The sequence below is a fragment of the Novosphingobium sp. IK01 genome (assembly GCF_033242265.1).
Lineage (GTDB): Bacteria > Pseudomonadota > Alphaproteobacteria > Sphingomonadales > Sphingomonadaceae > Novosphingobium > Novosphingobium pituita.
In genome coordinates this window covers 1,123,420-1,149,656 of record NZ_BTFW01000001.1, presented here as the reverse complement: position 1 = coordinate 1,149,656, position 26,237 = coordinate 1,123,420, and the positions used below count along the sequence as shown (strand labels likewise).

Genomic DNA, 26,237 nt, shown 5'->3' with positions numbered 1-26,237 from the left:
GCCGCCTGACGCGGATACGGGACCTGCTCCCTTCAGGCGGGGATGATTTCCAGCGACAGGGCCGGGGCGCCCCCGGCAATCGCGATCAGGCGGTCGATATTGGGGTGGGCGCCGGGCGTGGTGCGCGCGCCGGGGGTATGTTCGGCAAAGATTTCGAGGCCGAGTTCGGCAGCCTGCGCGTCGAGCGTGGCAAAGCGCGTCTTCAGATACTGGTAGACCGCGAGCGAGCCCTGCTGGCCCGGCTGGTTGGCAATGCTGCCTGCAAGTGTGCCATTGGCGTCGAACAGGTCGATCCGGGCCACGCCGTCGATGGCGGGAAGCCGGGCGAGATTATCCTTGAACGAGGGGCCGAACAGGAGCGTGGTCGTCATGGCAAAAAGCACCTTTGAAACGAAGGAAGTGCAGGGGGCTGGCAGGGTCTTCTGAGGCGACTGCCAGCCCCCTGCAACCGGTTTCGCTCAGTGGTAGCGGCGCAGGAGACCGGCGAGCTTGCCCTGTACCTCGATCTCGCTTTCGGCGTAGAATTGCGGTTCGTAGGCGGCATTGGCCGGGTCGAGGCGGATGCGGCCGCGTTCGTGGCGCAAATACTTGAGCGTGGCTTCCTCGCCATGGATGAGGGCAACCACGATCTCGCCATCGCGGGCGACATTGGTGCGGCGCACAAGCGCGACATCGCCATCGAGAATGCCGGCGTCGACCATCGAATCGCCTGAAACTTCGAGCGCATAATGTTCGCCCGAGCCGAGCAGGGCGGCAGGCACGGGAAGCATGGCGCTGCCCTCGATCGCCTCGATCGGCATGCCTGCGGCGATCCGGCCATGAAGCGGGATTTCGACCACGTCGTTGGCGGGCTTGCGCAGCGGGGGCGTGCTTGCCGGGGCGGCACTCGTGGCGCGGGCACGCGACGGTGCCTTGGTGGCCAGGCTCTCGGGCTCGCGGATCACTTCGAGGGCGCGGGCGCGGTTGGGCAGGCGGCGGATGAAGCCGCGTTCTTCCAGCGCGGAGATCAGGCGGTGGACGCCTGATTTCGACTTGAGGTCGAGCGCCTCCTTCATTTCCTCGAACGAGGGGGAGATGCCGGACGCATCAAGCCGCGTCTGAATGAACGAGAGCAGTTCGTGCTGCTTGCGCGTAAGCATCCGCAAGTCTCCTTTGGCGAACGAATGCGGAACGAATAAGCAACCAAACCGAACCCGTCAAGCAAATCCGCCACAATCGAGCAGATAGATCGGCACTTCACTCGCTTCTGGCTGCATTGGCGCGCGCGCTTCGCGGCGCACGAGGCAATTGGCCCGTGCGATGGGCGAGAGTGCGCCCGAATCCTGCAACGGGTCGAGCATGACCTTGCGGCCATCCCATTGTCCGCGCAAAAATTCGGTGCGGCTGCCCCCTGCAGGCATGGCTTCGCCCAGCGGCACCATCAGCGGGCGGGGCAGGGGGTGGGCGGCGCCCAGCGTGGCGCGCAGCAGCGGCAGCAGGAACAGGTGTGCGGTCACGAAGGCCGAGGCCGGATTGCCCGGAAGGCCGAGGATCACTTGCGACTGGTGCTCGCGCGGGCGGCGTCCGACGAGGATCGGCTTGCCCGGCTTGATCCCAACCCGCCAGAAATCGAGGCTGGCGCCAATGGCTTCGAGGGCGGGGCGCACGAGGTCGTGATCGCCGACCGAGGCGCCGCCGCTGGTTACCACGATGTCGGCCTCGCGCGCGGTGTCGAGCGCGCTGGCCAGTGCATCGAGGCGGTCGGGCACGGGGCCGATACGGGTGACCTTGACCGGCAGGCTCGATGCCATGGCCGCCAGCATCGGGCCATTGCTGGCCGGGATCTGGTGGGGGAGCAGCGGGTGGCCGGGGGCGGCCAGTTCGTCGCCGCTGTCGATCACCGCGACGGTAAGGGGACGGTGGACGGGCAGGTGGGAGTGACCTGCGGCGATGGCCAGCGCGATCTGGGCGGGCCCCAGGCGGGTGCCGGATTCGAGCAGGGGATGGCTGGTGGCAAAGTCCATGCCCGAGGGGCGGATATGGCGCCCGAGCGGGTCTGGCGGGGTTCCGGTGAAGGCCACCTGATCGCCGTGGCGAGCCGTGTCTTCCTGAAGCAGGACCATGTCGGCCCCGGCAGGCAGGGCCGCGCCGGTGCTGATGCGGACGGCCTCACCCGGCCCGACCGTACCGGTGAACGGATGCCCGGCGGCGCTTTCGCCCACGACTTCCCACGGGCCGGGCATGTCGGCCTGACGCAGGGCATAGCCGTCCATCGCCGAAAGGGCGGTGGCGGGCTGGGTACGCTCGGCCAGCAGGGGGCCTGCCAGATAGTGGCCGAGGCATTCGGCGCTGGCGATGTGTTCGATGGCCACGCGCGGGGCGAGCGCGATCAGGCGGGCCTGCGCCTCTTCAAGCGCGAGCGGGGGCTTGCGCGGGCGCCCCTGGGGAACGGGATTGGTCACGGGAAATGTCTCACTCGGGGCAGGTCCAGTCGCCCGACTTGCCGCCGCGCTTGGCGATCAGGCGGACGGCCTCGATGATCATGCCCTTGTCGACGGCCTTGGCCATGTCGTAGATCGTCAGGAGGGCCACGCTCACGGCGGTCATCGCTTCCATTTCCACGCCCGTGCGCGCGGTGAGCGAGGCGGTAGCGGTGCATTCGACGCCATGGCCGGTCAGTTCGAAATCGATTGTCACCGCGTCGAGCGCGAGCGGATGGCATAGCGGGATCAGGTCGCCGGTCTTCTTGGCGGCCATGATCCCGGCGATGCGCGCGGTGGCCAGAACATCGCCCTTGGGCACGGTGCCGTCGCGGATGGCGGCGAGCGCGGGGGCGGACATGCGGATCAACCCGCGCGCGACGGCCACGCGCCGGGTCTGGGCCTTGGCGCCCACGTCGACCATGCGTGCATGGCCACGGGCATCGAGATGGGTCAGGTCGCTCATCGCTCGCTCATGCCAGACTGGATGGCCGGTGCAAGTGGCTGCGGCGTGGGAAGACCCGCGCGCAGGCGTTCCAGCGCAATTCCGGCGAGATTTTGCGCGCGCCCCACATGGCGCAGGCGCACGCGCGAAAATGGAACGATGGCGTTCCGATAGGCCGCGAGGCAATCGGCATGGGCAGAGAGCGGCGCGGTGCGGCCCTCGATCTGGTCGATCACGCAGGCCGAATCGCCGCAGAGGATCACATCGGTTTCACCCATTCGCGCGGCCAGCGCGAGCGCGGCCAAGAGGGCGAGCCATTCGGCGCGGTTGCAATCGCCCTCTCCGGCGTCGGGCGTGAACCAGGTCTGCCCGCGCGTGACGACAGCGTGTTCCATCCGGCCCGGATTGGGGCGGCAGCCACCGTCGAACCACAGCTTGCAGGGCCGGTTCGCGGCGGCCACGGGGTCAGCCTTCGAGGAGGGTGCGCGTGGCGGCAGTTACGTCGGCGTGGCGCATCAGGCTTTCGCCCACGAGGAACGTGCGCGCGCCGCACGCCGAAAGGCGCACGAGGTCGGCATGGGTGTTGATGCCGCTTTCGGCAACCAGCAGCGTGCCTTCCGGGGCGAGCGGGGCGAGGCGTTCGGTCGTGGCGATGTCGGTCACGAAGCGCTTGAGGTCGCGGTTGTTGACGCCGATCAGGCGCGAGCGCAGGCGCGCGGCGCGTTCCATTTCGGCCTCGTTGTGAACCTCGACGAGGACATCCATGCCCGCCTCGCGCGCGGCGGCCTCGATCTCGGCCATCTGCGCGTCTTCAAGCGCGGCCACGATGATCAGGATCGCGTCGGCCCCGATCGCACGGGCCTCGGCGACCTGCCAGGGATCGACCATGAAGTCCTTGCGCAGGACGGGCAGGGCACAGGCCGCGCGGGCGGCGACGAGGAAGTCCTCGTGCCCCTGGAAATAGGGCGCGTCGGTCAGCACCGAAAGGCAGGCCGCGCCCCCCGCCTCATAGGCGCGGGCATGATCGGCAGGGTGAAAATCTTCGCGGATCAGGCCTTTGGAGGGGCTGGCCTTCTTGATCTCGGCGATCAGCGCAAAGCCATTGGCGGCGCGCGCGCGCAAGGCGGCCTCGAAGCCGCGCGGCGGCGTGGCGCACGCGGCGCGTGCGGCCAGATCGGCGAGCGAGGCGAGCGGCTTGCGGGCGGCGACTTCCTTGCGCTTGGTGGCGCAGATTTCGGTGAGCTTGTCGGTCATGAGCGGTCGGCCTGATCGGGAATGCGGGAAATGGACGGGTTTAGGCGAGGGCGTCGATCCAGCAGCGCAGCAGGCCATAGGCGAGGCCCTTGTCGATCGCTTCGGCGGCTTCCTCGACGCCTTCGTGCCAGTCGGTCACTTCGCCCGCCACCATCAGCGCGGCCGCGGCGTTGAACAGCACGGCGTCGCGATAGGGGCCCGGTTCGCCATCGAGCAGGGCCTTGAGCGCGGCGGCGTTGTAGGCCGCGTCCCCGCCGCGCAGCGCGCTGACGGGGGCTGTGGGCAGGCCGGCCTCGCTGGCCGAGACACGGCGCAGCGCGATGGTGTGGCCGGTCACGTCGGCCAGTTCGTTGCCGCCCGCAAGGCTCAGTTCGTCGAGGCCTTCGTCGCCCGAGATCACGAACGAGCGGTCGGTGCCCAGGCGCTCGATGGCCTGCGCATAGATCGGCACATAAGCGGGCCGTGCGATGCCCACGAGCTGGTGGCGCACGCGCGCCGGATTGGCCAGCGGCCCCATCAGGTTGAAGATCGTGCGCCGACCGATGGCGCGGCGGATCGGCATGATCCGCCCCATCGCCGGGTGGTGCTGCGCGGCAAAGAGGAAGCAGATGCCCAGGTCAGCCAGGGTCTGCTCGGCGGTCTGCGCCGCGCGGTCGAGGTTGAGACCGAGGGCTTCGAGCGTATCGGCCGCGCCCGCCTTGGAGCTGGCCGCGCGGTTGCCGTGCTTGGCCACCGGCACGTTGCAGGCGGCGACCACGAGGCTGACGGCGGTCGAGACATTGAGCGTGTGGTGCCCGTCGCCGCCCGTGCCGCACACGTCGATGGCGTTGGCCGGGGCCTCGATGGCGATCATCCGCTCGCGCATGGCGCGCGCCGCGCCCGCGATTTCGCTCGCGCTTTCGCCCCGGTCGGACAGGGCGACGAGGAAGGCAGCGGTGTCTTCGTCGGCCACGTCGCCATCGAGAATGGCGCCGAAGGCGGCGAGCGCAGTCTCCTCGTCGAGCGGGGTTGCCGTGATGGCGGGCAGTGCGCTCATGCCGGGAGCTTGGCCCTGATCCCGCAGATCGCGAGGAAATTGGCGATCATGGCATGGCCATGTTCGGTCGCGATGCTTTCCGGGTGGAACTGCACGCCGTGGATCGGCAGGCTGGCATGGCGGAAGCCCATCGTGTGGCCGTCATCGGAACGGGCGTTGACGACGAGGCATTCGGGCACGTCCTCGACGATCAGCGAGTGATAGCGCGTGGCCATGAACGGCGAGGGGAGCCCGGCGAACAGGCCCGTGCCGTCGTGGGTGACCGGCGAGACCTTGCCGTGCATCAGCCCGCCGCGCACGACCTTGCCGCCAAAGTACTGGCCGATCGACTGGTGGCCGAGGCACACGCCGAGCAGCGGCACCTGGGCCTGCGCCGCCGCGCCCACGAGGTCGAGGCTGATCCCCGCTTCGTTGGGGGTGCAAGGGCCGGGCGAGAGGAGGAAGCCCTTTGCGCCCGAGGCGAGCGCATCGGCGGCGGTGAGCGCGTCGTTGCGCACCACTTTCACTTCGGCCCCCAGTTCCATCAGATAGTGGACGAGGTTCCAGGTGAAGCTGTCGTAGTTGTCGATGACGAGGATCATAACCTTGCCTTACTGTCCGAACTGCGGCTCGGCGGCGACGCGGATCGCTTCGCGCGCGGCGGCGAAAAGGGCACCGGACTTGTGTTCGCATTCGCGCTGTTCGGCATCCGGGTCGCTGTCGGCGACGATGCCAGCGCCCGCCTGGACGTGCATGACACCATCCTTGACGACCGCCGTGCGCAGCACGATGCAACTGTCGACCGAACCGTCGGGCGCGAAATAGCCCACGCCGCCCGCATAGGCGCCGCGCGTTTCGGGCTCCAGTTCGGCGATGATCTGGCAGGCGCGCACTTTGGGCGCGCCGCTCACGGTGCCTGCCGGGAACCCGGCGAAGAGCGCGTCCACGCTGTCGGCCCGCGCGGTGTCGAGCTTGCCGACGACGTTCGAGACGATGTGCATGACATGGCTGTAGCGTTCGATCGTGTAGCTCTCGGTGACCTTGACCGTCCCGGCGGCGGCCACGCGGCCCACGTCGTTGCGCCCGAGGTCGAGCAGCATCAGGTGCTCGGCGCGTTCCTTGGGGTCGGCCAGCAGGCTTTCCTCGTTGGCGCGGTCTTCCTGCGGCGTGGCGCCGCGCGGGCGGGTGCCGGCGATGGGCCGGATGGTCACTTCGCCGTTGCGGATGCGCACGAGGATTTCCGGGCTGGAGCCGGTGAGCGCGAAGCCGGGCATGTCGAGGAAGAACAGGAAGGGCGAGGGGTTGATCCGGCGCAGCGCGCGGTAGAGCGCGATGGGCGGGAGGGGAAACGGCGCGGTGAAGCGCTGGGCAAGCACGACCTGAAAGATGTCGCCCGCCGTGATGTAGTCCTTGGCGCGCGAAACGATCTGCGCGTAGAGGCCCGGCGCCATCTGCGGCTCGCGGGCAAGCTCGATGGCTTCGGGCAGGCGCGGATCGGCAGGGGCGGGGCCATGGAGGCGCGCGAGCGCGGCGTCGATCCGCTCGGCGGCGGCATCGATCAGGGCCTGCGGGTCGCTGCCATCAGAGCAGGGGCCATCAGCCCAGACAGGCGCGACGGCGGTCAGTTCGTCGCTCAGGCGGTCGAACACCAGCACCACGGTCGGGCGCACGAACAGCATGTCGGGCAGGACCAGCGGGCTTTGCGGCGCGCGCGGGAGCGTTTCGACAAGGCCGATGGTCTCATAGCCGAAATAGCCCACGAGACAGGCCAGCGTGGGCGGAAGCCCTTCGGGAACGTCGATCCGGCAGCGTTCGACGAGCGCGCGCAGTTCGACGAGGCTGTCGCCTTCGCGCGGAGCGAAGGCCTCGCGGTCGGTCTGCCAGACCGGGTTGATCTCGGCCTTGGGGCCGGTCGCGCGGAAGACCAGATCGGGGTCGAGCCCGAGCAGGCTGTAGCGGCCCCGCACTTCGCCACCCTGCACCGATTCCAGCAGGAAATCGCCGCGTTCGGGCACGATCAGCTTGCGTGCGGCGCTGATCGGGGTCTCGCTGTCGGCAATCAGCTTGCGCCAGACCAGCGCCGGCTTTCCGGCGGCCAGTGCCGCGCGGGCGGCACTGCTGTTTTCGGGCTGGGCGCCAGCTTGCGGCGCGGAACGCGAGAGAGTGGTGGTCATGGGCCTGCTTGTGTTGGGGACGCCCCGTTGCCGGGGCGTCCGGTCTTTGGTCTTTTGGGCCTTACTGGCCGCCTGCCAGACGGGCGCGGAGCGCGCGGATGGCGGTTTCGTTGCGGGTGACGCCCACTTCCTTGCGGATGGCGCTGCGCAGTTCCTCGGCCAGTTCACGCCCGGCCGACTGGCCCAGCTCGGTTCCGGCCTGGGTCAGGAACGGATCGCCAGCCGGGATCGTGCCGGGGGTCACCGACTTGAGCGAGACGATGTAGAAACCGGCCTTGTTGGGGGCTTCGATCGGCTTGGCGGTGTTCTTGGCCATGGCGAAGAGCAGGACGAGCGGCGGGGGAATCTGACGGCCCGACTGCTGCATGGCGGCGAGCTGTTCGCGGCTGATGCTGATCGGCTGGGCCGGGGGAACCGCCACGCCGAGGCCCTTGAGCGCGTCGGGGAGCGAGGCGCCCTTGGCCATGGCGGCCAGAACCCTGGCTTGCGCGTCCTTGGCCTTGGCGGCACCCTGTTCGGTTGCATAGTCGCGGACGAGAGCGTCCTTGACCTGATCGAACGGGGCGGGCGAGGCCGGGATGATCTGCGCCACCTCGTAGATCGCGATGCGCTTGCCATCGGCGAGCGGCGCGATCTGGCCTTCGCCCTCGCGTTCGACGGCAAAGGCGTTCTGGACGAGGGCCAGCACGTCGGCGGGAGCTTTCTCGCCGGTCTTGCCGAACACGCTGCCATCCGAGGTCAGCGGCGCGGTGGTCGCAAGCGTCAGGCCCTGGGCCTTGGCGACATCGGCAAGGCCGGTGTGGTTTTCGAATTCGTCCTCGATCCGGCTCGACAGGTCGAGCAGCGCGGCATGGCGCTTTTCGGTGGAAAGGGTGGCGACGATCTCACCACGGGCCTGGTCAAGGGTCTTGCCCGGCTTGTGGGTGATCACGTCGACGCGCACGACATGCCAGCCAAGGCCGCTCCGGGCGGGCGTGGCGACCTTGCCCTGCGCAGCGGCGAAGACCGAGTCGGCCACGGCGGGCGAGGCCTGGGCGGCGAGCTTGTCGCGGGTGAGGTCGGCGAGCTTGCTGGCAGCCAGACCCTTGGCGCGGGCGGCGGCCTCGATCGGGGTTCCGGCGGCCACTTGCGCGGCCAGCGCCTTGGCGTCGGCCTCGCTGAGCACGACGACCTGGGTCAGCGTGCGGGTCTCGCTCGGGGCATACGTGGCGGCGTTGAGCTTGTAGCGGGCGGCGATCTCGGCCTCGCTGGGGGTGGCCGCATCCTTGAGCGAGGCCTCGTCGATCACGGCATAGCGGATCGTGCGGCGCTCGGGCTGGAGGTAGCGGGCCGCATTGGCCTTGTAGAACGTGGCCAGAACCGCGTCGGTCGGCTTGTCCTTGGGCGCAAACAGCAGGCTGGGCAGGAAGGCGATTTCGCCATCCCGCTTTTCCTTGAGCATCGCGGCATAGCGGCTGACCGCCGAACCGGGCAGGGCGGCGCCCACGGCGACCGGCGAGAGCAACTGGCGCGCGATCAGGCTTTGGGCCAGATCGGTGCGCACGGTTGCGTCGGTCAGCCCGCGCTGGGCAAGGAAGGCGCGATAGACGGAATCGCTGAACTTGCCGTCAGGGCCCTGGAAGGCCGTCTGCTTGGCGATTTCGCTGTCGACGAGGCGGTCGCTCGTGCCCATGCCGTGGGCCTTGGCCCATTCCTGCATGGCGGCGCGGTCGGCAAGGCCCGACAGGGCATCGTCGAGAACGCCCTGCGCCAGGAATTGCTTCATGGTCAGCGTGGGGGTGTTCTGCCGCTCGCGTTCGAGCGCTGCGGTGACGATCTTGCCAAGCTCGCTCGCTGTCACGCTCGTATGGCCGACCTTGGCGACGTCATCGTCGCTCGAAGAACTGCCAAGGCGCGAGCCCGTCACGTCGGCGCCGACGAAAGCCAGCGCGAGAAGCCCGATGAACACCAGCGCACACAGCGCGCCGATGCGGGAATGGATCAATTTACGAAACAGCGAGAGCATGAGGTGCGATCAAATCCGCCACAAAGTCCAATGGTCGCCTGCCTTAGGAGCCTTGAGGCGATCCCGCAATGCTTGGAAGGCAAGATCTGGGCTTGGCGGTCAAGATCCGGGGGCTGGCTGGCAAGATCCGGGGCTTGGCGGGCAAGAATGCCGGGCAGGTGCGGTCGATTGTAAATTTATGGAATCGCAAGGCGCAGAAATCTCCGCATGGATCTTGCGCTCGAAGGGCAAATGCAGGCAAGGGGGAGCGGGTCAGGAATTCGTATTCCTACTTGCCGGGCATCGCTTTGCCGGGGTGGGAGGCCTGACCGGAACGCGGCGCCGGTATTCGTTCTGGCGCCGACATGAATAGCGATACCAGAAGGGGCACTGCCGGGCATGGCGCATCGACCGTATATCGTCGGAAACTGGAAAATGAATGGCAGCCGGGCCATGCTGGCCGAGGCGCGCGCCATCGACCGCGCCGCTGCGCGCCATCCGGGCGTCGATATTGCACTGGCACCGCCGTTTCCGCTGATCGGCCTGATGGGCGAGGCGGTTTCGGATATCGGGGTGGGCGGCCAGGACTGCCACACCCTCGCCAAGGGCGCGCATACCGGGGACGTTTCGGCGGCCATTCTGGCTGACATCGGCGCCAGCTTCGTGATTCTCGGCCATAGCGAGCGTCGCCGCGACCATGGCGAGAGCGACGCACTGGTGCAGGCCAAGGCACAGGCTGCACTGGGCGCCGGGCTGGGCGTGATCGTCTGCGTGGGCGAGACGCTTGAACAGCGCGATTCCGGGCAGGCCGAAGCTGTCGTCGGCGCGCAGGTCGATGGCTCGATCCCGCGCGATGAGGCCGGGGCGGCGCTGGTGGCCGAGGCCCTCGAACAGGGGCGCGTGACCGTGGCTTACGAGCCGGTCTGGGCCATCGGGACCGGGCGCGTGGCGGCGGTCGAGGATGTGATCGCGATGCACCGGGCCATTCGCGGGCGCCTTGTGGCGACCTATGGCGAGGCCGGTGCGCGGGTGCGCATTCTCTATGGCGGCTCGGTCAATGCCGACAATGCGCCTGCGCTGCTGGCCGCGCCCGACGTGGGCGGGGCGCTGGTGGGCGGGGCAAGCCTGACGGCGGATGCGTTCCTGCCGATCGTGGCGGCTGCGGCTCTCGTCGAGAGCTGAGGCTCCACAGCAAGGGGCCATAAGAAGGAGGCTGTGTGCAGACGCGGCGGGGCGGGGGACGGAAACCACCCCTTGCGCCGCGCGTCTTGCCGCCTTAAGTGCCCCCCAACAGTTTCAGGCGGAATGTCATGTCGCTCTTTATCTTCCTCACCGTTGTCCAGGCGCTGGTGGCTGCCGCGCTGGTCGGCGTGATTCTCATCCAGAAGTCCGAAGGCGGTGGCCTCGGCGTGGGCGGCAGCCCGGCGGGCTTCATGTCGGCGCGCGGTGCGGCCGACTTCCTCACCCGCGTGACCGCGATTCTCGCGGGGCTCTTCGTGGTGCTCAGCATCGTCCTGGCGGCCCTTGCGGTCCACTCGGGCGGCACGCGCGAACTCGATACCTCGCTGGCGCGCACGCCCGATCCGATTGCGGCAGGCGCTGCGCCTTCGGCTCCGGTTGCGGCCCCAGTGGCCCCGGCTTCGGTTCCGGCTGACCCGCTTCAGGGTGCGGCCAAGCAGTAATTTTTCGTTCCAGTTGCGAACACACGGCGTTCCTGCCGCTTCCGGCGGGGGCGCCGCTTGTTTTTTGCGAGTGGAACCTGTCCTTTTCGTGATGCTTTCGCGTGCCGGTTTGCGGCATGGTGGCGGTCACGGTTCGTCCTTGCGCATGTGGCATATCGGTTAACGGATTCGTGGCCTTCCACGGATTTGTATGCGGACGCCGCTTGCGTTCCTCCCCCTTCTGACGCTAAGGCCCAACTCCCATGGCGCGGTACATTTTCATCACCGGCGGCGTGGTCTCCTCGCTCGGCAAAGGTCTCATGGCGGCAAGCCTCGCGGCATTGCTCCAGGCTCGTGGCTATCGAGTGCGGATCCGCAAGTTCGACCCCTATCTCAACGTCGATCCGGGCACGATGAGCCCTTATCAGCACGGCGAGGTCTTCGTGACCGACGACGGCGCGGAGACCGACCTCGACCTTGGCCACTACGAGCGCTTCACCGGCGTCTCGGCGCGCCAGGCCGACAACATCACCTCGGGTCGCATCTATCGCGACATCATCGCCAAGGAACGTCGGGGCGACTATCTGGGCGCGACCGTTCAGGTCATCCCGCATGTCACCGACGCGATCAAGGACTTCGCCCAGGCCGAGACCGACGACCTTGATTTCGTCCTGTGCGAAATCGGCGGCACGGTGGGCGACATCGAGGGCCTGCCCTTCATCGAGGCGCTGCGCCAGCTCCACAACGACCTCGACCGCGACGAGACCTGCTTCGTCCACGTCACGCTGGTGCCCTATATCGCGGCCGCCGGCGAGCTGAAGACCAAGCCCACGCAGCACTCGGTGCGCGAACTGACCGGCCTTGGCATCCAGCCCGACATCCTGCTCTGCCGCTGCGAAAAGTCGCTGCCCGACAGCGAGCGCGGCAAGATTGCCCAGTTCTGCAACGTGCGCAAGTCGGCGGTGATCCCCGCGCTCGACGCCAGCAGCATCTATGCGGTGCCGCTCCAGTATCACGCCGAGGGCCTCGACGCGGAAGTCCTGCGCCACTTTGGCATGACCGCGCCCGAGCCGGAACTCTCGCGCTGGGACGACATCGTCGACCGCTTCCAGAACCCCGAAGGCGAAGTGACCATCGGCGTGGTGGGCAAGTATGTCGGCCTTCAGGACGCCTACAAGTCGCTGAACGAGGCGCTGGCCCATGGTGGCATGGCCAACCGCGTGAAGGTCAACGTGCGCTGGCTCGACGCCGAAGTCTTCGAGAAGGAAGACGACGAGATCGCCGCCCAGCTCGAACCGATGCACGGCATTCTCGTGCCCGGCGGCTTTGGCGAGCGTGGCTCGGAAGGCAAGATCGCCGCGGTGCGCTTTGCCCGAGAGCGGAACGTGCCCTTCTTCGGCATCTGCCTTGGCATGCAGATGGCCTGCATCGAAGGCGCGCGCAACACGGCGGGAATCGCCGAGGCTTCGTCGACCGAATTCGGCCCGACCAAGGAGCCGGTGGTGGGCATCATCACCGAATGGATGACCGCCGAAGGCCTCGAAAAGCGCGAGGCGGGCGGTGATCTAGGCGGCACGATGCGTCTGGGCGCCTATGAGGCGCAGCTGGCCGGCAACAGCGATGTGGCCGCGATCTACGGCGCCACCACGATCAGCGAGCGCCACCGTCACCGCTACGAAGTGAACGTCGCCTATCGCGAGGCGCTTGAAAAGGGCGGCCTGCGCTTCTCGGGCATGTCGCCCGATGGCCTGCTGCCCGAAATCATCGAGCGCCCGGACCATTCGTTCTTCATCGGCGTGCAGTTCCACCCCGAATACAAGAGCCGTCCGTTCGATCCGCACCCGCTGTTCAAGGGCTTCATTGCCGCAGCGGTCAAGCAGGCCCGTCTGGTCTGATAAAGCCTGGTCTGATTGCCGGGCACAGGACACGAAAAGAAAGGGCGGGACCGCAAGGCCCCGCCCTTTTTGTTTGCCTTGATGCAGGGATCAGGCCGCGTGGGCGGTATCGCCACCTTCGACGACAGTGAGCGTCTTCTGGTCGCCGATCAGCACCTTCTTGGGCTTCATCGCCTCGGGCACTTCGCGCACGAGGTCGATGGTCAGCAGGCCATCGGCCAGGTCAGCGGCATCGACGCGCACGAAATCGGCCAGTTCGAACCGGCGTTCGAAACCACGGTTGGCGATGCCGAGGTGGAGGTACTGGCGGTCGGAAAGGTCCGCCTTGCTGCCCTTGATCACCAGCAGGTTCTGCTGGGCGGTGATGTCGAGTTCCTCGGGCTTGAACCCGGCCACGGCCAGCGTGATCCGGTAGGCGTCCTCTCCCCGGCGCTCGATGTTGAAGGGGGGATAGTTGTCGCCGGCATTGGCGCGGGCCTGGCGTTCGAGCAGGTCGAACAGGCGGTCAAAACCCACGGTCGTGCGGCGATAGGGGGTAAAATCGAAACGGTTCATGGCAATATCCTCAAAAAAGAGCAATCTGCACTGGCCCCGGCCCGGCAAACTCCGGCGTCGGGGCGGCTGAAAGTGAGGAGCCCGTCTTGCGGCGCCCTTCACGAAAGACCATGTGTGGGCTCGAAAGTCCCGTTTCAAGACCCCGTTTCCGGTCTTCCCGTTCGAGGAGAAAACATGAGCTCGTCCCAGTTTCCCAAAGTCGAAATCTACACCAAGTGGGGCTGCCCCTATTGCGTGCGGGCCAAGCAGTTGCTCGACGCCAAGGGCGTGCCTTACGAGGAATATGACGTGACCATGGGCGGGCCCAAGCGTGCCGAAATGGTCGAGCGCGCGCCCGGCGCGACGACCGTGCCGCAGATCTTCATCGCCGGTCAGGCCATGGGCGGTTGCGACGACATCCACGCGCTCGACCGCGCGGGCAAGCTCGACCCGCTGCTGGGCCTGGCGTGATGGGCACGCCTTCTCTGACTGAGGGACGGGGGCCGGTCAGGGTTGGCCTGTTGCAGATGACCAGCGGGATCGACCCGCTGGCCAATGCCGGCATGCTCGTGGCCGCGATGGAGCAGGCGGCGCGCGAGGGTGCGGCCATGCTGTTCACGCCCGAGATGACCGGCCTGATCGACCGCAACCGCGCGCGCGCGGCGGCCCATATCGTGGGCGAGGACGAGGACCGCGTGCTGGCCGCCGCGCGCGAGGCGGCGGCGCGGCTGGGCCTGTGGGTCCATCTCGGCTCGCTGGCGATCCGGCCCGAAACCGGGCCCGATGGGCGCGCGGGCGACACCCGGCTGGCCAACCGGGCCTTCGTGATCGACGATACCGGTGCGATTGCCGCGCGCTACGACAAGATCCACATGTTCGATGTCGATCTGGCAAGCGGCGAGACATGGCGCGAATCGGCAGCCTATCGGCCCGGCGAGGCGGTCGTCACGGTCGAATGTCCGGTCGGCAGGCTGGGGCTGGCGATCTGCTACGACATTCGCTTTCCCGCCCTGTTCGAGGCGCTGGGCCGCGCGCGCTGCGACTGCATTGCGGCGCCTGCCGCCTTTACCGTGCCCACGGGCGCGGCGCACTGGCACCTGATGCAGCGCGCCCGTGCGGTCGAGGCGAGCGCCTATGTGATCTCGGCGGCGCAATCGGGCCTCCACGAGGACGGGCGCGAGACGTATGGCCACAGCCTCGTCGTCGATCCCTGGGGCGAGGTCGTGCTCGATATGGGGCAGGCTGCGGGACTTGGCTTTGCCACGATCGACCCGGCCCGCACGGCGGCGGTCCGCGGGCAAGTGCCCAGTCTTGCCAACAAACGGTCCCTCGGAGGGGACTTGCCAAGCCCGCTCGCCTGCACGTAACGGGCGCGCCATGATTGTCTTCGATCTGCAATGCACGCCTGAAGGGCACCGGTTCGAGGGCTGGTTCGGCTCGTCGGGCGACTATGCCGACCAGCAGGCGCGCGGGCTGCTGGCCTGTCCGGTCTGTGGCAGCGCGGCGGTGGGCAAGGCGGTCATGGCCCCGGCAGTGGGGCGCAAGGGCAATCAGGCGCCGGTCCGGGCCGAGCCGGACAAAAGCGGGCCGGAAGGAGCCGCGCCTGCTGCGCCCTCTGCACCGACCCCCGCTGCGCCGCCGGCTCCTCCGCCCCTTCCGCCCGAAGCCGTGGCAATGCTCAAGGCGGTCGTGCAGGCGCAGGCCGAGGCGCTCAAGCGTTCGACCTGGGTGGGCGATACTTTCGCCGACGAGGCCCGCGCGATGCACTATGGCGACAAGGAAGTGGCCCCGATCCACGGACAGGCGACCCCCGGCGAGGCGCGCGACCTGCTCGATGAAGGGATCGAGATCGCCCCGCTGCTGGTGCCCGTGGTGCCGCCCGAGCAGGCCAATTGAGGGCCTGCAAGTCTCCTGTTCAAACGCGCATTGCCTTGGCGGCACGCCTTGCCTAAGAGAGGCGCGGGCGCCCGTAGCTCAGCAGGATAGAGCACAAGATTCCTAATCTTGGGGCCATGGGTTCGAATCCCGTCGGGCGCACCATTTCTCGTCGAAATCTGGGCTGGAGCGGGTGTGCATGACCAGTGCTCTCCATGCGAACGAGACTGTCGGCCAATTTCCCCCCTCGTTCTATGCGGCGACCACGCCGCCGCTGCCTGCCTTCCCGGCGCTGGCGGGCAAGGGCACTTGCGATGTGTGCATCGTGGGCGGGGGGCTTTCGGGGCTTTCGGCAGCGCTTCATCTGCGGCGGCGCGGCTATGACGTGGTCGTGCTCGATGCGCACCGGCTGGGCTGGGGGGCTTCGGGGCGCAACGGTGGACAGATCGGGCCGGGGCAGCGGGTCGACCAGATCGCCCTTGAAGCGATGGTCGGGCGCGAGGACGCGCGCGCGCTGTGGGATGCGGGGCTGGCGGCAAGGCAACTCGTGCTCGATCTGGTCGACGAACTGGGCATTGCCTGCGACCTCAAGCGCGGGATCATCCATGCCAACCACCGCGCGCGGCTGGGCGCCCATACCCGCGCCGAAGTGGACCTGCTGCGCACGCGCTATGGCTACGAGGCGATCGACTGGCTCGGGCGCGAGGACATCTGCGCCTTGCTGGGAACGCAGGCCTATCACAACGGCTCGTTCGATGCGCAAGGGGTTCACCTTCAGCCCTTGCGCTATGTCTTCGCTCTGGCGCGGGCCTGCATCGCGGCGGGCGTGCGGGTTCATGAAAAGTCGGAAGTTCTGGCGCTAGATCAGGGCGCAAAGCCGCTGGTCAAGACCCTTGGAGGAAGCCTGCGCGCGGGCCATGTGATCTTGGCGGGCAACGGCTATCTGGGCAAGCTTGATCGCAAGGTCGCGGACCGGGTCATGCCGATCAACAACTACATCATCGCGACCGAGCCCCTGGGCGAGGATCTGGCCCGTTCGCTGGTCGCCAACGATGCGGCGGTGGCTGATTCAAAGTTCGTGATCAACTATTTCCGCCTGTCGGGTGATCATCGCCTGATCTTTGGCGGGCGCGAGAGCTATGGCTATCGTTTTCCGGCCGACATCCCCGCCTATGTGCGCAAGGCCATGCTGGGCATCTATCCGCAGCTGGCGGGAACCCGGATCGATTATGGCTGGGGCGGCACGCTGGGCATCACGATGAACCGGATGCCCTATTTCGATTTCCTCGCCCCCAATATCCTGACCATCGGGGGCTATTCGGGGCAGGGGGTGGCCATGGCGACCTGGGGCGGGGCCGTGGCCGCACAGGCGATTGCCGGCAGTGCCGAGCGGTTCGACCTGATGGCCCGCGTGCCCACCGCCAGAATTCCCGGCGGCTACGAGGCGCGCCTGCCCCTGCTGGTGCTGGGCATGGCCTGGTATTCGCTGCTCGACCGGCTCTAGACCGCAGTCAGCAGTCCTCTTCGGCGACCATGGGACTCGGGTTCGTGACCCCAGCGTTCAGATTGCGGTCGTCGCGCACGTACATGGCGGCGTCCTTGTGCAGCAACTGGGGGGTGAACAGCGAGCCGAAGAACATCGGGCGATACTGATAGACCACCTCGACGAACATGATGGCATTGGGATATTCCACGGTCATCACGTGGCCCGGCTGGCCCATTCCCGCAAACGAGGTGCCGCTCGCGCCGGTTCCCTCAACGCCATAGCGCGAGGCATAGGACGTATTGCCCCAGCAGCGCTGCCAGTGAATCCACTGGCCGCCTTGCGCATTGGTTTCCAGGCTGGAGAGGATCACGCGCCCGTTGGTGGGGAAATCGAGATCCCGCACCGAGAGCGAGGCGCCGGTGAAGACCTGGTTGACGTCGAACTCGCGGAAGACCGGCGCGCCGCCCACAACCGATTGCTTCGCGCGCGAGGCATTGTCGGCCACCGAGATCGCCAGCTGGTTGAGCCGGTCATGGAGAATGCCCAGGTTCACCATTTCGAGCGTACCGAGGATCATGACCATCAGGAACGGCAGGCTCACCGCCAGTTCGATGACGGTCACGGCCCCGCGGTCGCGGATGAGGCGCGCGAGCAGGCGCGCGATCCCGGTCTGGCGCTGCCGTTTCACGAAGGAAGAGCGAATGTTCAGCATACCTGGGTCGTCGTGCGGGTGGACTGGGTGGCGAAAGGCTGGTTTCGCATGATCGTGCTGGCGGACAGGCTCATCTGCGAAGGCAGCCCGAGCATCGGCGTGAACGGGAAGATCGGCGCATAGGTGACCCTGACGGTGTAGAGTACGGCGTCGTTGGCGCCGCCGATGCCCGATGCGCCCATATCGGCGTCCCACACACCGTTGCCATTGGCATCTGCAAAGCATTCGCCCTGGTCATACTGGCCGTTGTGGTTGGAATCGGTGAAGTCTTCGGGCGTGCCGATATTGGTGAAATTGGTGTAGTTTTTTCGTGACATGGTCACCTGCGCCCAGGGCACGGCATTGCGGATCTGGGCCGTGACCTGGGCATCGATTGCGCTTGTCCCGGTTTGCCCGCTCTGGAGCGAGGAGGCCCGGCCCGCCGCATTGATCGTGCCGTTCAGAACCGTATCGACATAATAGGCCATGCCCAGTTCGACCCCCATCGACATGATCAGCAGGAGGAACGGCACGACCAGCGCGAATTCGACGGCGGTGACGCCTGCCCGGTCGCGTAAAAGCCGGTCGCGCCGCAACCGGCGCCCTGCGCGGGCGAGGGGGATGGCGCGCCTTCCCATCACTTGTTGATCCGCAGGTCGGCGACCTGACCGGCAATGTACTGGAACGTGGTGGTCAGCTTCGAGGTGTCCGAGGCGTAGTAAGCGCGGCCCGCCGTGGCGCACGAGGTCATCTGCGGGGTAAGCGTCTGGCCAAAGCCGATCACCCAGATCGTGTAGCCCATCGCCTTGACCGTGTTGCAGGCGGCCAGAAACCGGTTGTTGTGATAGTTGACGAGGCTGGTGTTCGAGGTGTTCGTCGGTGCATCGCGACCGTCGTAGGCGGTCACGCCCCAGGCGGTATAGTTGCTGGGATAGTTTTCCATCGTGCCATCGGTCATGAAGATGATGTGACGGCTGACCGAGGAGAGGTTGCCGGCATTCACATTGGCAGCGAAGATCCCGCTGGGGTTGCCCAGGCGTCCGCCCCATATCATGCCGATGTCGTGATAGGTGCCGCCATTGGCGACGAGGCCGCTGAGATAGGTATTGAGCCAGTCGGGCACGGTATTGGGGGCCGTGGTATCGACGGTGGTGAACGGCATCATCGGTGAAGGGCAATAGCCGACCTGCCTGTCAAACACCGATGTGGTATCGGGCGTCGAGGTCGTATAGTTCGACCGATAGTATTCGAGGTCCGCAAGATAGGGCTTCCAGCGCGTGTCATCATTGATCGGCGCACTGGTCAGGTCCATGTCGGTCGCGCCGCTGGGAATGGGCGACATCGAGAGCTGCGGCACGGTCGCGCGTTCTTCGATGCATCCCCCCCAACTGCTGTTGGTGGTGCTCAGGTTCCCGACGGTGCCTGTCACATTGGTGCCGGTGGCCAGGTCGCGCAGGTTGTAATACGGGTTGGAACTCGACGGCTGGTTGGTCACATAGGTCGCGCTCGAGGCATTGTCGTAATAGCCCCACCAGCCGTTGGATTGCGTGTAGAGCGTGACCCCGGTGCCCAGCGCCACGTTGCCAAAGCCCTTGAAGTCGGAAACCGGGATCGTGCTCTGGATATACTTGTAGGCGATGGCAAGGTAGCGGGCCTGCCTCACCCCGTTCACGGTGACATAGGTCGGGCTCGTCGAAAACTTGACCATCATCGTCTGGTAGGGCGCACTGTCGGCGAAGTAGCTTGTCGGCATCGCGCCTGATGTCAGCAGGTTCTTGGCGTTGACCGTCATGCCATAGGGCACGAAGCCGAAACGGATGCGGGTATTGGCCTTGTCGGTCACCGCCGAGGCAACGGTCTGGTAGAACGAGCGGACAGCCGCGCGCAGGCCCACGATCTTGGACGAGGAGCCCGAGTTGCAGTTGTTGCCATTGACGTCGCAGGCCATCGAGCCGGTGGTGTCGAGTACGAACATCACGTCGGCGTTGGCCATCTGCAATTCGGCGCTACAGACCACCGAGACCGGCACGCTGGTATAGCCGGCCATCTGCATCAGGGTGGTGGGCATCGTCGTGCTGGCGGTGCCGTTGACGTGGCCGGTGGAATCGGCCGAACTGCTGAAGACCGGGGTGCTGGAGCCTGTCTCGCTCTGGTGGAAGTTGAAGGCGAACATCTTGTTGGCCTTGGCGGTTTCGCTCGTGCCATAGGTGCCCGAGGCGGCCATGGCCTTGCGCCCGGCCAGCACGCCGGCGTCGCATGCGTTTTGCAGGCTGGTCTTGACCAGATAGGCGCGCGACGCGTCGGTGCCCAGGCCCGCCAGGGTGATCACCAGAAAGGCGGTGAGGGCGACGATGGCCCAGGCATTGCCCGCACGATCGGTGGCCAGTTCGCAGGCGAGGCGGGCGAAAAAGCCGCGTTCGTTTCGGCGCGTGCAACCGTCCCGGTGCGTGCGCCTCGAACCCAACTGGCGCATGATACCTGGACCAAACCAACCAAGACGCATGAGCTGAACAGAGCCTTCCCGCAAATTCGGCACGCGACAAGGCGCCGCGTCCTCGGGGAGAACTTCCCCGCAGCGGCGATCATGCATGCGCAAGTGCTTCGGACGGGTTAATGTCTGCCGAAAATTTCCCCCGGATTGCTACGCAGGGGCCCGGCCCGGCATGGCCGGGAAAGGCGTGGGCGCGGCGCGGGAATGCGCGAGGAACCATGCTGATGCCATCGGTTTTGGGGCAGCGGGCACGCAGCAGGTACATGGCGAAGATTGACCGTTCCGGTTCCTTGCGCGAGCCCGTCCTGAAGCCTCGCGCCACACGCGGGTTTTCCATCGCATTTGCGACGAGGCGTTCTTGCCAAAACGAAAGCAATGTGATCTCGTTTGGCCATGAAGCGGCGCCGTCCAAACCTCAAGATGCCCCGCAACAGCATGACCGAGTCTCTGGCTTTGCTCGCGCTGTTGATGATGGGTGCTTTCGCCGTGGCGGGCCCCAGCGGGCTGCTCGCGTGGAGCGAGAACGCGCGCCTGCTCGAACAGCGCCAGAAGGAAGTCGTGCTGCTCACCGCCGAGCGGGACCGGCTTTCCAACCGCGTCAACCTGCTCGATCCGCGCCATGCCGATCCCGATCTGGTGGGCGAGTTGCTCCGCGCGGACCTCAACGTCGCCCACCCTGACGAAGTGGTGATCCCGCGCCAGCCGTGACCCAGCAAGAATAATGCTGGCAATAATCCTGCGACGGCGGGGGCGGGAACGTTTCCCCGCCATGGCTTGTTTGCCGACAGAGCATTGCGAAGCGTTCGCGGAGCGGGTAGCGGCTTGCGCGTGGACTTTGCCCGCAAGCGGCGTGAAAACGCGGGGCGCGGGCGGTTTCCTGATGGTGAGTTGAGGACTGGACGACAATGAGCAAACTGCCCGGCTGCGGCCATGATGAGGCCGACGAGGACGCCCTGCGCGGCAAGATGCCGGTTCCCGACGATGTACAGGAGGCGATCCGCACGCTGCTGCGCTGGGCGGGCGATGACCCGACGCGCGAAGGCCTGCGCGACACCCCCAAGCGCGTGGCCCGCGCCTGGGCCGAATATTGTCAGGGTTTTCAGGAAGACCCGGCCATCCACCTGAGCCGCACGTTCGAGGAAGTGGGCGGCTATGACGAGATCGTCGTGCTCAAGGACATCCCGTTCCAGTCGCACTGCGAGCACCACATGGCGCCGATCACCGGCAAGGCCGCGATCGCCTACCTCCCCAAGAACCGGGTGGTTGGCATTTCCAAGCTGGCGCGCGTGCTTCACGGCTATGCCCGCCGCCTCCAGATTCAGGAGCGCCTGACCGCCGAGGTCGCGCAGTGCATCTGGGATCACCTCCAGCCCGAGGGCGTGGCCGTGGTGATCGAGGCGCAGCATGGCTGCATGACCGGGCGCGGCGTGCGCACGCCGGGCGTGGGCATGGTGACGAGCCGCCTGCACGGCTGCTTCCTGGCAGATTCGCGCAGCCGCAAGGAAGTGATGAGCCTGATGGGCTATTGACCGGGATCGGCAGTCAGCCTGCCCCCGGCGCGAAGCAGGGGGCAGGCTGACCTGATCACGATGTGATCAGAGCTGTTCGAGCAGGTATTCGGCCGAACTGACCTTGAAATCGCCGGGCGCTTCGACGTGAAGCTGCTCGACGACGCCGTCCTTCACCACCATCGCATAACGCTGGCTGCGCAGGCCCATGCCAAAGCCGCTGCCGTCCATGGTCAGGCCCACGGCCTTGGCGAAGTCGCCGTTGCCGTCGGCCAGCATGGTGACGGTGTCGGCGCCATTGGCCGCACCCCAGGCCTTCATCACGAAAGCATCGTTGACCGAGATGCAGGCGATCTCGTCGATGCCCTTGGCCTTGATCGCATCGGCCTTTTCGACGAAGCCGGGCAGGTGCTTGGCCGAGCAGGTGGGGGTGAAGGCGCCGGGCACGGCGAACAGCGCCACGCGCTTGCCCTTGAAGAACTCGGCCGACTGGACGGCTTCGGGGCCTTGCGCAGTGGCCTTGACCAGCTTGACGTTGGGCAGGGTGTCGCCAACAGAAATCGTCATGCCCAAAATTCCTTTCGCTTATGCGGCGCGGCGGGGGTGCGCGCCGGGCCATGGATATAGACCGGGCGCAGCGTTGCGCAACCGGGCCGCAACGGGAGTGCAGGTGCGTGACCCTGCGAAAAGACCCGATATAAAGACATCTTTATATTAACGTTGCCCTGCCGGTGGGGAGCGGCTAAGAGGCAGCCATCAACGATCCGCCGTGATCCGCCTGACGCGGATTTCGCGTGCGGCTCTGGTACGTGAAAATACCTCATTTGACGGAGAAAAGCCTCGTGGCCACCGCGCTCGAAGCCAGCAAGGACTATGTGATCGCCGACCTCGGCCTGGCCGATTTTGGCCGCGCCGAAATCGCCATCGCCGAAACCGAAATGCCCGGCCTGATGGCTCTGCGCGCCGAATTCGGCGCCTCGCAGCCCCTGAAGGGCGCGCGCATCACCGGCTCGCTGCACATGACGATCCAGACCGCCGTGCTGATCGAGACGCTGGTCGCGCTGGGCGCCGAAGTCCGCTGGGCGACCTGCAACATCTTCTCGACGCAGGATCACGCCGCTGCCGCGATCGCCGCGCAGGGCATCCCCGTCTTCGCCATCAAGGGCGAGAGCCTGGCCGACTATTGGGACTATGTGGGCCGCATCTTCGACTGGGGCGATGAAACCGCCAACATGATCCTCGACGATGGCGGGGACGCCACCATGTTCGCGCTGTGGGGCGCGCGCGTGGAAGCGGGCGAAGAGCTGTTCGAGCCCAGCAACGCCGAAGAAATCGAGTTCTGCCGCGCGCTCAAGGCGTTCCTGGCCGCAAAGCCCGGCTACCTGACCGCCAGCGTCAAGGCTATCAAGGGCGTTTCGGAAGAAACCACCACGGGCGTTCACCGCCTCTACCAGATCGCCAAGGACGGCAAGCTGCCGTTCCCCGCGATCAACGTGAACGATTCGGTGACCAAGTCGAAGTTCGACAACCTCTATGGCTGCAAGGAATCGCTGGTCGACGCGATCCGTCGCGCCACCGACGTGATGCTGGCCGGCAAGGTCGCGTGCGTGGCCGGTTTTGGCGACGTGGGCAAGGGTTCGGCCGCCTCGCTGCGCAACGGCGGCGCGCGCGTCATGGTCACCGAGATCGACCCGATCTGCGCGCTTCAGGCCGCGATGGAAGGCTATGAAGTCGTCACGATGGAAGAGGCCGTCACCCGCGCCGACATCTTCGTGACCGCGACCGGCAACGAAGACGTGATCACCGCCGAGCACATGAAGGCCATGAAGCCCATGAGCATCGTGTGCAACATCGGTCACTTCGACAGCGAGATCCAGATTTCGGCCCTGTCGAACTACAAGTGGACCGAAGTGAAGCCGGGCACCGACCTCGTCGAATTCCCCGACGGCAAGCAGATCATCGTGCTGGCCAAGGGCCGCCTGGTGAACCTGGGCTGCGCCACCGGCCACCCCAGCTTCGTGATGAGCGCCAGCTTCACCAACCAGACGCTGGCCCAGATCGAACTGTTCACCAAGAACGGTGAATACAAGAACGACGTCTATGTGCTGCCCAAGCACCTCGACGAGAAGGTCGCCGCGCTTCACCTCGAAAAGCTGGGCGTCAAGCTCTCGAAGCTGAGCGAGAAGCAGGCCAGCTACATCGGCGTGACGCCGCAGGGGCCGTTCAAGCCGGACCACTACCGCTACTGATCGCGCGCCAGCGCATCGCAAGGCGTGACAGCGCCCCGCATCCTTCAAGAGGATGCGGGGCGTTTGCTTTGGGGCCTTGTTGCGCCGGTTTTGGCCATTTTTGAAGGTTCGTACAGTTGTCAATTGCGGGCGCTGGGCCTAGCCATGGGCCGATGCAGTCCCATTCCCTTGCACTCGTGGCCGTGGCGCTGCTTCTGGCGGTCTGGACGCTGGTGGCCGGTTGGGCGGTGCTGGCCGCGCGCGCGCGCATGGCCCGTGCGCAAGGGGCGCAGCAACTTGCGCGCAAGCTGGCCCGCATGGTCGAGGAAGCGCCCGCCCTGCCGCTGCTGGTCCGCGCCGACGGGCGGATCGAGGGCGCCTCGCGGCTGGCCGGCTGGCTGGGGCGCGATGCCCTGCCCGATTACCTGACCGAGCTGGAAGATGTGCTCGACGCCCAGGCGCTGGGCGCCTTGACGCAGGCCGTGCGCCACACCCAGAAGACCGGGGCGCCGCTGGCCATGGCGCTGGTTCCGCGTGGGGGTGCCCGCACGCTTTCTGTGCGTGGCGGGCTGGCCGATCCGCAAGTGGCCCCTGCCGATGCGGCGCTGCTCTGGGTCTTCGATGCGACCGACAGCGAAAGCCGCGTGCGCGCGCTGGAAGCTGAATCCGCGCAGGCCCATGCCGATTTTTCGGGGCTGGCCGGGCTGATCGAGGCCGCGCCCCTGCCGATGTGGTTTCGCGATGCGGCGATGCGCCTGCGGCTGGTCAATTCGGCCTATGTCCGGGCCGTGGGCGCGGCCAGCGCGGTCGATGTCGTCGAGCAGGGGATCGAACTGGTCGAGGCGGGCGAGGGGCCGACCCCGGCCAAAGTGGCCGCCGATGTCTTTGCCAGCGGGCGCCCGCTCGAACGGGTGGTGTCGGCCACGATCAACGGCCAGCGCCGCACGATGCGGGTGAGCGACCTGCCCATCGGCGCGGAAGGCGTGGCCGGCTATGCGGTCGATATCGAGCAGATGGAGGAACTGACCCGCCAGTTCCGCCGCTTCCGCGAGGCCGAGCGGCAGACGCTCGACACCCTGTCGGCGGGGATCGCCCAGTTCGACGCAGGCCGCAATCTGGTCTTTGCCAACCAGCCGTTCCTGCGCATCTTTGCCATTCCGCCCGCCTGGGTGGCCGATACGCCGCCCTTCGACCGCGTGCTCGACCGGCTGCGTGATGGCGGCAAAGTGCCCGAAGTGCGCGATTTTCCCGAGTGGCGGCGCGAGCGGCAGGCATGGTTCCACGCGCGCGAGCCGCGCGAGGAGCCATGGCACCTGTCGGACGGCACGCATTTGCGCGTCGTTGCCCAGCCGATGCCCGATGGCGGGCTGCTGCTGATCTTCGAGGACCGGACCGAGCAGTTGCAGCTTTCGGCCACGCGCGACACCCTGCTGCGCACGCGCACGGCCACGTTCGACAACCTGTTCGAATCGCTCGCCGTGTTCGGGCCGGACAGCCGTGTGCAACTGTGGAACCGCCGCTTTGCCACCGACTGGGCGCTCGACGAGGAGTTCCTCGCCACCCATCCGCGCGCCGATCACCTGCTCACCCGTCTGGCGCCCTCGCTGCGCCGCCCGGCGCAAGTGGGGCAGATCGGGCAGGTGATTCAGGCCGCCACGCTCGAACGCAAGCAGACCAGCGGGCGTCTGGCGCTGGCCGATGGGCGCCACCTCGAATTTTCCGGCGTGCCGCTGCCCGATGGCAATGGCCTGCTGACCGTGCTCGACATCACCGATTCCCAGAAGGCCGAAGCCGCCCTGCGCGAGCGCAATGCCGCGCTGATCGAGGCCGACGCGGTCAAGTCGCGGTTCATGGCCAACATGAGCTATGAATTCCGCAATCCGCTCAATTCCATCGGCGGCTTTGCCGAAATGCTCGACAGCGGCCTTGCCGGGGAACTGACCCCGCAGGCGCGCGATTATGTCGCCGCCATTCTGGCCTCGGTGGCGCGGCTGGGCGAGCAGATCGAGAACGTGCTCGACCTGTCGCAGAGCGAGGCGGGCATGTTGCCCCTCGCGCGCGAGCCGGTCGATATTTTCCCGCTGCTGGCCGATGTCGTGCGCGAACGGGCCGAAAAGATCACCGCTGCCGGGCTGACCCTCGATTTGCGCGGCACTTCGGCTGTGGGCAAGGTGACGGGCGACGTGCGCCGCCTGCGCAAGGTGTTCGGCCTGCTGATCGACAATGCCATGGCTGCCACGCCGGAGGGCGGGCGCATTCTCGTCGAATGCACGCGGCAGGCGCACGACGTGCGCGTGGTCGTCTCCGACAATGGCAAGGGCATGGATGCGGCCGCGCTGGCCCGCGCGATGGAGGGCCTGAGCCTGAGCACCGATGGCCGCCCGGTCGAGCGGCGGCTGGGGCTGGGCCTGCCGCTCGTGCGCCAGTTGATCGCCGCGCACGGGGGCCAGTTCGAGCTTTTGTCCGAGCCGGGCGCGGGCACCAGCGCGATTGTCACACTGCCCTGATTGTTTTCACTTTTACCTGACAAGGCCTTG

26 protein-coding genes and 1 tRNA gene are annotated in these 26,237 nt (G+C 66.9%); 12 read left to right on the top strand and 15 right to left on the bottom strand.

Annotation, left to right across the window (positions count from 1 at the left end):
- Positions 1 to 32: 32 nt before the first annotated feature.
- The 10 genes from SBI20_RS05485 to SBI20_RS05440 form a co-directional block, all read right to left on the bottom strand.
- Positions 33 to 371 (bottom strand): DUF2322 family protein, encoded by a 339-nt coding sequence (locus tag SBI20_RS05485; protein WP_317974104.1) that lies wholly within the window; start codon positions 369 to 371, stop codon positions 33 to 35.
- A gap of 87 nt (positions 372 to 458) precedes the next feature.
- The gene (gene lexA, locus SBI20_RS05480) at positions 459 to 1,139 is read right to left on the bottom strand and encodes a transcriptional repressor LexA (RefSeq protein ID WP_317974103.1); all 681 of its coding nucleotides are present in this window, start codon (positions 1,137 to 1,139) and stop codon (positions 459 to 461) included.
- A gap of 57 nt (positions 1,140 to 1,196) precedes the next feature.
- A complete protein-coding gene (locus SBI20_RS05475; protein WP_317974102.1) occupies positions 1,197 to 2,441 on the bottom strand; it encodes a molybdopterin molybdotransferase MoeA in 1,245 nt (414 codons plus the stop codon).
- 10 nt (positions 2,442 to 2,451) lie between these two features.
- Positions 2,452 to 2,925 carry a cyclic pyranopterin monophosphate synthase MoaC gene (moaC, locus tag SBI20_RS05470; RefSeq protein WP_317974101.1) on the bottom strand — a complete coding sequence of 158 codons (474 nt, stop codon included), beginning with the start codon at positions 2,923 to 2,925 and terminating at the stop codon, positions 2,452 to 2,454.
- Positions 2,922 to 3,365: a reverse transcriptase-like protein gene (locus tag SBI20_RS05465; RefSeq protein ID WP_317974100.1), complete on the bottom strand. Its 444-nt coding sequence runs from the start codon at positions 3,363 to 3,365 to the stop codon at positions 2,922 to 2,924. The genes moaC and SBI20_RS05465 overlap by 4 nt, the downstream gene beginning before the upstream one ends.
- A 4-nt stretch (positions 3,366 to 3,369) precedes the next feature.
- A complete protein-coding gene (gene trpC, locus SBI20_RS05460; protein WP_317974099.1) occupies positions 3,370 to 4,158 on the bottom strand; it encodes an indole-3-glycerol phosphate synthase TrpC in 789 nt (262 codons plus the stop codon).
- A gap of 40 nt (positions 4,159 to 4,198) precedes the next feature.
- Positions 4,199 to 5,194, bottom strand: a complete 996-nt coding sequence (trpD, locus tag SBI20_RS05455; RefSeq protein ID WP_317974098.1) for an anthranilate phosphoribosyltransferase — start codon at positions 5,192 to 5,194, stop codon at positions 4,199 to 4,201.
- On the bottom strand, positions 5,191 to 5,775 hold the full coding sequence (locus tag SBI20_RS05450) for an anthranilate synthase component II (protein ID WP_317974097.1): 585 nt from the start codon (positions 5,773 to 5,775) through the stop codon (positions 5,191 to 5,193). Before SBI20_RS05450 ends, trpD begins: the two co-directional genes overlap by 4 nt.
- A gap of 9 nt (positions 5,776 to 5,784) precedes the next feature.
- Positions 5,785 to 7,347: an anthranilate synthase component I gene (gene trpE, locus SBI20_RS05445; RefSeq protein ID WP_317974096.1), complete on the bottom strand. Its 1,563-nt coding sequence runs from the start codon at positions 7,345 to 7,347 to the stop codon at positions 5,785 to 5,787.
- Positions 7,348 to 7,408: 61 nt separating this feature from the next.
- On the bottom strand, positions 7,409 to 9,352 hold the full coding sequence (locus tag SBI20_RS05440; protein ID WP_317974095.1) for a peptidylprolyl isomerase: 1,944 nt from the start codon (positions 9,350 to 9,352) through the stop codon (positions 7,409 to 7,411).
- 378 nt (positions 9,353 to 9,730) lie between these two features.
- On the opposite strand from SBI20_RS05440, the gene tpiA reads away from it, so the two are divergent.
- From tpiA to SBI20_RS05425, 3 genes are all read left to right on the top strand, one after another.
- Complete coding sequence (tpiA, locus tag SBI20_RS05435; protein WP_317974094.1) at positions 9,731 to 10,513, top strand: triose-phosphate isomerase; 783 nt, start codon at positions 9,731 to 9,733, stop codon at positions 10,511 to 10,513.
- Positions 10,514 to 10,641: 128 nt separating this feature from the next.
- On the top strand, positions 10,642 to 11,013 hold the full coding sequence (secG, locus tag SBI20_RS05430) for a preprotein translocase subunit SecG (protein ID WP_317974093.1): 372 nt from the start codon (positions 10,642 to 10,644) through the stop codon (positions 11,011 to 11,013).
- A 242-nt stretch (positions 11,014 to 11,255) separates the two neighbouring features.
- Positions 11,256 to 12,887, top strand: coding sequence for a CTP synthase (locus SBI20_RS05425; protein WP_317974092.1), 1,632 nt, complete (start codon positions 11,256 to 11,258; stop codon positions 12,885 to 12,887).
- Between the two features lie 90 nt (positions 12,888 to 12,977).
- On the opposite strand, the gene SBI20_RS05420 is transcribed toward SBI20_RS05425, so the two are convergent.
- Positions 12,978 to 13,442: an Hsp20 family protein gene (locus SBI20_RS05420; RefSeq protein ID WP_317974091.1), complete on the bottom strand. Its 465-nt coding sequence runs from the start codon at positions 13,440 to 13,442 to the stop codon at positions 12,978 to 12,980.
- Between the two features lie 174 nt (positions 13,443 to 13,616).
- Here SBI20_RS05420 and grxC point away from each other — a divergent pair, with 174 nt between their 5' ends.
- From grxC to SBI20_RS05395, 5 genes are all read left to right on the top strand, one after another.
- Positions 13,617 to 13,892, top strand: a complete 276-nt coding sequence (gene grxC, locus SBI20_RS05415) for a glutaredoxin 3 (protein ID WP_317974090.1) — start codon at positions 13,617 to 13,619, stop codon at positions 13,890 to 13,892.
- Positions 13,892 to 14,788 carry a carbon-nitrogen hydrolase family protein gene (locus SBI20_RS05410; RefSeq protein ID WP_317974089.1) on the top strand — a complete coding sequence of 299 codons (897 nt, stop codon included), beginning with the start codon at positions 13,892 to 13,894 and terminating at the stop codon, positions 14,786 to 14,788. Before grxC ends, SBI20_RS05410 begins: the two co-directional genes overlap by 1 nt.
- Positions 14,789 to 14,798: 10 nt before the next feature.
- Complete coding sequence (locus SBI20_RS05405) at positions 14,799 to 15,317, top strand: DUF1178 family protein (RefSeq protein ID WP_317974088.1); 519 nt, start codon at positions 14,799 to 14,801, stop codon at positions 15,315 to 15,317.
- A 67-nt stretch (positions 15,318 to 15,384) separates the two neighbouring features.
- Positions 15,385 to 15,461 (top strand) — tRNA-Arg (locus tag SBI20_RS05400).
- Positions 15,462 to 15,495: 34 nt separating this feature from the next.
- Positions 15,496 to 16,800, top strand: a complete 1,305-nt coding sequence (locus SBI20_RS05395; protein WP_317974087.1) for an NAD(P)/FAD-dependent oxidoreductase — start codon at positions 15,496 to 15,498, stop codon at positions 16,798 to 16,800.
- 7 nt (positions 16,801 to 16,807) lie between these two features.
- Here SBI20_RS05395 and SBI20_RS05390 read toward each other — a convergent pair whose 3' ends face one another.
- The 3 genes from SBI20_RS05390 to SBI20_RS05380 are packed head-to-tail and all read right to left on the bottom strand — an operon-like array spanning position 16,808 to position 19,946.
- Positions 16,808 to 17,470, bottom strand: coding sequence for a TadE/TadG family type IV pilus assembly protein (locus tag SBI20_RS05390; RefSeq protein ID WP_317974086.1), 663 nt, complete (start codon positions 17,468 to 17,470; stop codon positions 16,808 to 16,810).
- 17 nt (positions 17,471 to 17,487) lie between these two features.
- On the bottom strand, positions 17,488 to 18,111 hold the full coding sequence (locus tag SBI20_RS05385) for a TadE family protein (RefSeq protein WP_317974085.1): 624 nt from the start codon (positions 18,109 to 18,111) through the stop codon (positions 17,488 to 17,490).
- Positions 18,111 to 19,946 (bottom strand): TadE/TadG family type IV pilus assembly protein, encoded by a 1,836-nt coding sequence (locus SBI20_RS05380; RefSeq protein ID WP_317974084.1) that lies wholly within the window; start codon positions 19,944 to 19,946, stop codon positions 18,111 to 18,113. Before SBI20_RS05380 ends, SBI20_RS05385 begins: the two co-directional genes overlap by 1 nt.
- A gap of 453 nt (positions 19,947 to 20,399) precedes the next feature.
- Between SBI20_RS05380 and SBI20_RS05375 the strand changes: the two genes are divergently transcribed.
- Positions 20,400 to 20,672 (top strand): FtsB family cell division protein, encoded by a 273-nt coding sequence (locus SBI20_RS05375; protein ID WP_317974083.1) that lies wholly within the window; start codon positions 20,400 to 20,402, stop codon positions 20,670 to 20,672.
- 197 nt (positions 20,673 to 20,869) lie between these two features.
- The gene (folE, locus tag SBI20_RS05370) at positions 20,870 to 21,493 is read left to right on the top strand and encodes a GTP cyclohydrolase I FolE (protein ID WP_317974082.1); all 624 of its coding nucleotides are present in this window, start codon (positions 20,870 to 20,872) and stop codon (positions 21,491 to 21,493) included.
- Positions 21,494 to 21,559: 66 nt separating this feature from the next.
- Here folE and SBI20_RS05365 read toward each other — a convergent pair whose 3' ends face one another.
- A complete protein-coding gene (locus tag SBI20_RS05365; protein WP_317974081.1) occupies positions 21,560 to 22,039 on the bottom strand; it encodes a peroxiredoxin in 480 nt (159 codons plus the stop codon).
- A gap of 257 nt (positions 22,040 to 22,296) precedes the next feature.
- Between SBI20_RS05365 and ahcY the strand changes: the two genes are divergently transcribed.
- Both ahcY and SBI20_RS05355 read left to right on the top strand, forming a co-directional pair.
- Positions 22,297 to 23,721, top strand: coding sequence for an adenosylhomocysteinase (ahcY, locus tag SBI20_RS05360; RefSeq protein ID WP_411911497.1), 1,425 nt, complete (start codon positions 22,297 to 22,299; stop codon positions 23,719 to 23,721).
- A 152-nt stretch (positions 23,722 to 23,873) separates the two neighbouring features.
- Positions 23,874 to 26,207, top strand: a complete 2,334-nt coding sequence (locus tag SBI20_RS05355; protein ID WP_317974080.1) for a sensor histidine kinase — start codon at positions 23,874 to 23,876, stop codon at positions 26,205 to 26,207.
- The last annotated feature ends 30 nt before the right edge of the window (positions 26,208 to 26,237 follow it).

Excerpts from the sequence above, each read along its gene's own strand:
- folE (WP_317974082.1), top strand. The coding sequence starts at position 20,870 with ATGAGCAAACTGCCCGGCTGCGGCCATGATGAGGCCGACGAGGACGCC.
- moaC (WP_317974101.1), bottom strand. The coding sequence starts at position 2,925 with ATGAGCGACCTGACCCATCTCGATGCCCGTGGCCATGCACGCATGGTC.
- SBI20_RS05365 (WP_317974081.1), bottom strand. The coding sequence starts at position 22,039 with ATGACGATTTCTGTTGGCGACACCCTGCCCAACGTCAAGCTGGTCAAG.
- tpiA (WP_317974094.1), top strand. The coding sequence starts at position 9,731 with ATGGCGCATCGACCGTATATCGTCGGAAACTGGAAAATGAATGGCAGC.
- SBI20_RS05375 (WP_317974083.1), top strand. The coding sequence starts at position 20,400 with ATGACCGAGTCTCTGGCTTTGCTCGCGCTGTTGATGATGGGTGCTTTC.
- trpC (WP_317974099.1), bottom strand. The coding sequence starts at position 4,158 with ATGACCGACAAGCTCACCGAAATCTGCGCCACCAAGCGCAAGGAAGTC.
- SBI20_RS05380 (WP_317974084.1), bottom strand. The coding sequence starts at position 19,946 with ATGCGCCAGTTGGGTTCGAGGCGCACGCACCGGGACGGTTGCACGCGC.
- grxC (WP_317974090.1), top strand. The coding sequence starts at position 13,617 with ATGAGCTCGTCCCAGTTTCCCAAAGTCGAAATCTACACCAAGTGGGGC.
- SBI20_RS05485 (WP_317974104.1), bottom strand. The coding sequence starts at position 371 with ATGACGACCACGCTCCTGTTCGGCCCCTCGTTCAAGGATAATCTCGCC.
- SBI20_RS05355 (WP_317974080.1), top strand. The coding sequence starts at position 23,874 with ATGCAGTCCCATTCCCTTGCACTCGTGGCCGTGGCGCTGCTTCTGGCG.
- SBI20_RS05395 (WP_317974087.1), top strand. The coding sequence starts at position 15,496 with ATGACCAGTGCTCTCCATGCGAACGAGACTGTCGGCCAATTTCCCCCC.
- SBI20_RS05420 (WP_317974091.1), bottom strand. The coding sequence starts at position 13,442 with ATGAACCGTTTCGATTTTACCCCCTATCGCCGCACGACCGTGGGTTTT.
- trpE (WP_317974096.1), bottom strand. The coding sequence starts at position 7,347 with ATGACCACCACTCTCTCGCGTTCCGCGCCGCAAGCTGGCGCCCAGCCC.
- SBI20_RS05410 (WP_317974089.1), top strand. The coding sequence starts at position 13,892 with ATGGGCACGCCTTCTCTGACTGAGGGACGGGGGCCGGTCAGGGTTGGC.
- SBI20_RS05385 (WP_317974085.1), bottom strand. The coding sequence starts at position 18,111 with ATGGGAAGGCGCGCCATCCCCCTCGCCCGCGCAGGGCGCCGGTTGCGG.
- SBI20_RS05450 (WP_317974097.1), bottom strand. The coding sequence starts at position 5,775 with ATGATCCTCGTCATCGACAACTACGACAGCTTCACCTGGAACCTCGTC.
- secG (WP_317974093.1), top strand. The coding sequence starts at position 10,642 with ATGTCGCTCTTTATCTTCCTCACCGTTGTCCAGGCGCTGGTGGCTGCC.
- lexA (WP_317974103.1), bottom strand. The coding sequence starts at position 1,139 with ATGCTTACGCGCAAGCAGCACGAACTGCTCTCGTTCATTCAGACGCGG.
- SBI20_RS05405 (WP_317974088.1), top strand. The coding sequence starts at position 14,799 with ATGATTGTCTTCGATCTGCAATGCACGCCTGAAGGGCACCGGTTCGAG.
- SBI20_RS05440 (WP_317974095.1), bottom strand. The coding sequence starts at position 9,352 with ATGCTCTCGCTGTTTCGTAAATTGATCCATTCCCGCATCGGCGCGCTG.
- trpD (WP_317974098.1), bottom strand. The coding sequence starts at position 5,194 with ATGAGCGCACTGCCCGCCATCACGGCAACCCCGCTCGACGAGGAGACT.
- SBI20_RS05425 (WP_317974092.1), top strand. The coding sequence starts at position 11,256 with ATGGCGCGGTACATTTTCATCACCGGCGGCGTGGTCTCCTCGCTCGGC.